Annotated in this window: 4 protein-coding genes and 1 pseudogene; 2 read left to right on the top strand and 3 right to left on the bottom strand. The window is 37.5% G+C overall.

The annotated features are described in order from the left end of the window. Positions 1 to 155 precede the first annotated feature (155 nt). The 3 genes from recR to AC33VI_RS20975 all read right to left on the bottom strand — a co-directional run bounded on the left by recR (position 156) and on the right by AC33VI_RS20975 (position 3,799). The gene (gene recR, locus AC33VI_RS20985) at positions 156 to 749 is read right to left on the bottom strand and encodes a recombination mediator RecR (RefSeq protein WP_491784212.1); all 594 of its coding nucleotides are present in this window, start codon (positions 747 to 749) and stop codon (positions 156 to 158) included. 617 nt (positions 750 to 1,366) lie between these two features. Beyond that, complete coding sequence (ilvC, locus tag AC33VI_RS20980; RefSeq protein ID WP_491784211.1) at positions 1,367 to 2,365, bottom strand: ketol-acid reductoisomerase; 999 nt, start codon at positions 2,363 to 2,365, stop codon at positions 1,367 to 1,369. Positions 2,366 to 2,530: 165 nt separating this feature from the next. Next, entirely contained in the window at positions 2,531 to 3,799 is a 1,269-nt protein-coding gene (locus AC33VI_RS20975) for a right-handed parallel beta-helix repeat-containing protein (protein WP_491784210.1), read from the bottom strand. 150 nt (positions 3,800 to 3,949) lie between these two features. On the opposite strand from AC33VI_RS20975, the pseudogene AC33VI_RS20970 reads away from it, so the two are divergent. After that, a pseudogene (locus tag AC33VI_RS20970) lies at positions 3,950 to 4,090 on the top strand (IS110 family transposase); the annotation flags it as partial. 120 nt (positions 4,091 to 4,210) lie between these two features. Then, a partial coding sequence (locus tag AC33VI_RS20965; protein ID WP_491784209.1) for a UvrD-helicase domain-containing protein occupies positions 4,211 to 5,644 on the top strand: 1,434 nt, incomplete at its 3' end.

Raw genomic sequence — 5,644 nt, 5'->3', positions numbered from 1 at the left:
TGCGCCCTACCTTTGTTTTAAAGAGTGGATCGCAAAGATCGCACTCTTTGAATAAATTAGGAATACTTTCCCCCAGTCTCCCAGTCTCCCCGTCTCCCAGTCATTCCTAGCTTTTATCTTTTGTTTACAAACAGTCTCTAAGACTTATGATTAATCTAATCTAATTCCTGTCTTCCTTCTAAGGCTCTTGCTAGGGTAACTTCGTCAGCATATTCTAAATCTCCACCCATGGGTAAGCCAAAAGCAATTCTAGTGACTTTAGTAAAGGGTCTGAGGAGTCCGTTAATATACAAAGTAGTAGTTTCTCCTTCCACACTAGGACTAATAGCCAAAATAACTTCTTCAATTTCTTCTTTAGTTACTCTGCGTACTAACGTTTCTAAATTCAACTGTTCGGGGCCAATACCATCCATTGGCGAAATTGTTCCCCCTAAGACGTGATAGAGTCCGCTAAATTCTCTGGTTTTTTCCAAAGCAATAACATCTCTGGAATCTGCTACCACACATATCGTCGAGCGATCGCGATTTTGATTGTTGCAAATAGAACAAACTGGATCGGCAGAAAGATGGAAACAGACTTTGCACAAACCAACTTTCTGCTTGGCTGCAATTAGAGCCTCGGCTAGGGCTTGGACTTCCTTGTCGGGACGCTTAATGAGGTGTAGGGCTAGTCTTTGGGCGGTCTTAGGTCCTACTCCTGGCAAAAGCTGTAATTGTTCGATTAAACGAGCTAAAGGAGGCGTATAAATAATTTACTTCCTCACTATTTTTTTAGGTTTGAAGCCAAATTATATCAAATCTTGCAGGTTTAAAATCAAGACAATTATTTTGGATAAATATTTATCTCTAAAAAAAATACTATTCCCCAGTTAATACTTTTAGCAAAAACTCTTAAACCAAGTAAGAAAATATCATTAAACTAGTGCGAATACGGAAGTTGATTTACATTTTAAGACTTAAAATAGATCTTGAAAATACACCTAGATTCATCACGCCTTGATACTTTAATTAATTAGTTAATTAATCGAAAAGTAATAAGTGCTTGAGGCAATAGTAATTATAATAATATTAAAGAGTGAAATAATGCGATGGAAATTATTTGCGGAGTTTTGTTTGACAATTTTAATTCTTTTTATTATTGCAGGAGATATATTCCTTCCCCAACCTTATCGTTCTGAAAGTCAACAATTAAAAACTAACATAAATCAATTTATAGTTAGTTTATTGCCGAATAAAGTAATAATTAAAATCAAGTTTCAAGAAAAAAAATCTATCTAAAATTAATCAAAGAAAGGAGGATATTTTCCTCCTTTATAGCTTTGTCAAATCGGTTAATAACCGTAAATATTTTGATTAATTTTAATCGTTACTTATCATTTTTTAGCCAGCTAAAGTGAGCGCGAACATCTTTACCTACTTCTTCAATAGGATGTTCTGCTTCCAAACGACGAGTCGCAGTAAATCCTGGTTTACCAGCTTGATTTTCGAGAATAAAGTCACGAGCAAAGTCTCCTTGCTGAATTTCGCGGAGAATCTTACGCATTTCAGTACGAGTTTGTTCGTTAACTACTCTGGGGCCACGGGTATAATCACCATATTCCGCAGTAGTGGAAATACTATCGCGCATTTTAGCCAGACCACCCTCGACAATTAGATCGACGATTAGTTTTACTTCATGCAAACATTCAAAGTAGGCAAGTTCTGGTTGATAACCAGCTTCTACAAGAGTTTCAAAACCTGTTTTAATTAAAGCACTCAAACCGCCACATAAGACAGCTTGTTCGCCAAATAAGTCGGTTTCAGTTTCTTCCCTAAAGGAAGTTTCCAAAATACCCGCTCTAGTGCCACCTATACCTTTAGCATAAGCCATAGCGCGATCGCGTGCTTGACCAGTCGCATCTTGATAAACGGCAAATAAACATGGTACGCCTTGTCCTTGAGTATATGTACGTCTGACTAAATGTCCCGGTCCTTTAGGTGCAACCATCATCACATCGACAGTACTGGGAGGTTGGATTTGACCGAAATGAATATTAAATCCGTGAGCAAAAGCTAAAATTTTACCGTCGGTTAAATGAGGTGCAATCTGTTCGGTATAAACTTGCTTTTGAACTTCATCTGGTAGCAGAATCATGATTAAATCTGCTGTTTTTGCTGCTTCTTCAACAGAAAGAACTTTTAGTCCATCTGCTTCTGCTTTGGCTTTTGATTTACTAGAAGGATACAAACCAACAATTGTATTTACCCCACTATCTTTGAGGTTAAGAGCATGAGCGTGTCCTTGAGAACCATAACCAATAATGGCAACTGTTTTGTCTTTTAACAGGTCTAAGTTGGCATCTTCATCGTAATACATCCTTGCCATAAGAAATTCTCTCTTTAATCATTAAAATCTTGCCAAATTATTATAGTTTTTTCTGGTTCAGGAGAAAATATTGCAAAGACAATAGATGTTATAGATTTCTTCTATAGATAATGAAATAGATTTTCTTCTAGGCGGGTAATTCCCGCCTTATTTTGAAGTTACTTTTTAGTTAACTTTCAAGCTAACATTAGTTAACTTGTTACCTAGATCTGCTTCTAGCTTTTGACTATTATTGACTTCAACAACACCATGTATGTTAGTTAGTCCTTCATTTTTAGCTGGATTGCTAACCCACAATCCAGGACGTTTTTTATTGTCGGTAATCGAGAAATTTTTGCCAAAGTTAATATTGCAAGACACTCCGGGTGTATTAGTATTAAGAAGACTAACAGGATAATATCTACCAGACGTAGATGCTGTGTTGTCTAATGTTATGTTTTCAAAGTTAAGATTGAAAGTCTTACTAGGATCCTTGTGATCGGATTTAATCACAATTCCGTGTTGTCCTGAGTTGCTAATGTCACAGTTTTTAATCGTGATGAAACCTTTAGGACCATCAGTGAATTTGGGGTCGTGGGCATTAATGGAAATTCCATCTTCTTTATTGCCTTTAGAAACACAACCATCAAAAGTAATACTCATGTCAGAAACATTGGGTCCTCGATATCTGAGCAATCCTATTTGAATGCCATTCCTTTGATTGTTCAAAAATTTATTATTTTTCAATCTAATATTAGATAATTTTTGCCAATCATGATCTGGCTCAATATCAATACCCGCAGCAGGTTTAGTTCCGCTAGTGCCTTCAAAAGTACTGTTTTCTACTAAAAGATCTTGCGCGCTGGTAATAGTAAGTCCTTGTCGATGATTGTTCTTCGCAACTACATCCCGTATTACTCCTGAAGAGAATTTTTTTGCAGGAGGTTGATTTCCTTTTGTCAAACCGTGAGCCACAATAATTCCGTCACCTCCTGAATTTTCGAGACTCAATCCTTCGATAGTAGCATTTCTTGCACCTCTCAAAACTATGATGTGGCGAAATTGAGAAGGTTCATAAAGATTGGGGTTCTGATAGTCAGCTTTGCGCATCTTGATTCTAGCTTGATAACCAGAAAGAGTTACATTGTCCGCCAATACCGTAATCATATTGTCGGTCTTTCCTTTAAAAGCTCCTTTTTGAGCTCGTAGGAGAACCCCTGGTTTGAAGATAATTTTTTGATTGGGTTGATTTGCAAAAATTTTCTGACCTATTGTCCAAGGTTTTGCTGCCTTGGGGATGATAATGGTGTCATCTCCAGAATCGATCGCCTTTTGAATGTTGGCAGCATTGTCGCCTGATTTCCATTTAACTACCACATCTGCCATAGCTGCTTGAGTAGAAAGAGAAAGTCCAGCCACTATAGTTAACAGGGAAACTAAATATTTTGATTTCATAAATCTTTACCGAGACTTGAAGTTTGTAATATTACTGTTCCCATTTAGAATGAAAAAATTACATTTTCTTGATATTTATTTTTTTAACTTCATATTATTGTTAAATACTAGTTCCCAAAAATCAGTGAAAATAACATTAAGCGATCGCTTTGGAAAGCAATTTACAACATTCTGGAATTCAACTTTGAGGTATTGGTAATTAATGCTCAATACCTTAAAAATGTTCCTGGACGTAAAACCCATGTCAAAGATGCTGAGTGGACAGCCGATTTACTCAGACATGGATTATTATGAGGAAGTTTTATACCTTGACTTACACTAGATAATAAAATATAGAATTTAACTGCGGTAAGGAATAGTTGGTAACATAAACATCTGAGCAAGCAATTTCGATCGCATCACCAAAGCACAATGACTGATTTTCTGAGCCATCTTAATCCTTCCCAACGTCTAGCAGTAGAACATTATTGTGGCCCAATGTTAGTGGTTGCAGGGGCAGGATCTGGTAAAACTAGAGCCTTAACCTACCGTATTGCTAATTTGATTCGCAATCGTCAAGTAGATCCCGAAACTATTTTAGCCGTTACCTTTACGAATAAAGCAGCACGGGAGATGCGAGAGCGAATCGAATATATTTTTGCCACAGAATTGGCTTTAGAACAACACGGGCAAAGATTGGAGTTTTTGAATGAATACGAACAGAAGGCATTAAAATCTAGGGTTTATAAAAGAACCACTAAGAAGCTTTGGATCGGCACTTTTCACAGTCTTTGCGGGCGATTGTTGCGTTTTGATATTAACAAGTATCAAGACGAACGGGGGCGTACTTGGAAGCGCAATTTTTCGATTTTTGATGAGTCGGACGTTCAGAGTGTATTTAAGAATATTGTTACCAAGGAATTAAATCTCGATAAAAAGAAATTCGATCCGCGCAAAATTCGTTATGCGGTGAGTAATGCCAAAAATCAGGGTTTGACCCCCGAAGCTTTTGCCAAACAAGAACCAGGCTATCGCGGTAGAGTAATTGCGGAGATTTACGATAAATATCAATCTAGGCTGGCTGCCAATAATGCTTTGGATTTTGACGACTTGATTTGGATACCCGTAAGGTTATTTCAGCAAAATGAATCTATCTTAGGCTACTGGTACAGTCAATTTCAGCATATTTTAGTGGATGAATATCAGGATACCAACCGCATTCAATACGATTTAATTAGGTTGTTATCTACCAATGGAGAAACCTGCAAGAGGGAATGGAACTGGAACAGGCGATCGCTTTTTGTGGTGGGAGATGCCGACCAGTCCATCTATTCTTTCCGCCTGGCTGACTTTACTATTTTGTTAGATTTTCAGCAAGATTTTGGCGATGGTTTGCCCTATGAAGATACTCGCACCACCATCAAACTAGAAGAGAATTATCGTTCCAAAGAAAATATCATTCAAGCAGCCAATCATCTAATTAGTCACAATACCCAAAGAATCGATAAGGTACTCAAACCAACTAGAGGTGTAGGGGAACAAATTTATCTTTATAAAGCCGACGAAGAACAGGAAGAAGCGCGGTTTGTGGTCAACCAAATTAAAGACATTCAACAAAACAATCCCGAAATTGGTTGGAAGGACTTTGCTATTTTATATCGCACTAACGCTCAATCCCGTCCCTTTGAGGATCTGCTGTTGCACAATAATATTCCCTACAACATTGTCGGTGGCTTAAAATTCTACGATCGCAAAGAAATTAAAGATGCGATCGCCTATCTTCGGATTATCGCCAATCCAGACGATACGGTAAGTTTGCTGCGAATTATTAATACTCCCCGTCGTGGTATTGGTAAAACTACCATC

The sequence above is a fragment of the Waterburya sp. genome, from assembly GCF_058530065.1.
This window is presented reverse-complemented; position numbering and strand designations above follow the sequence as displayed.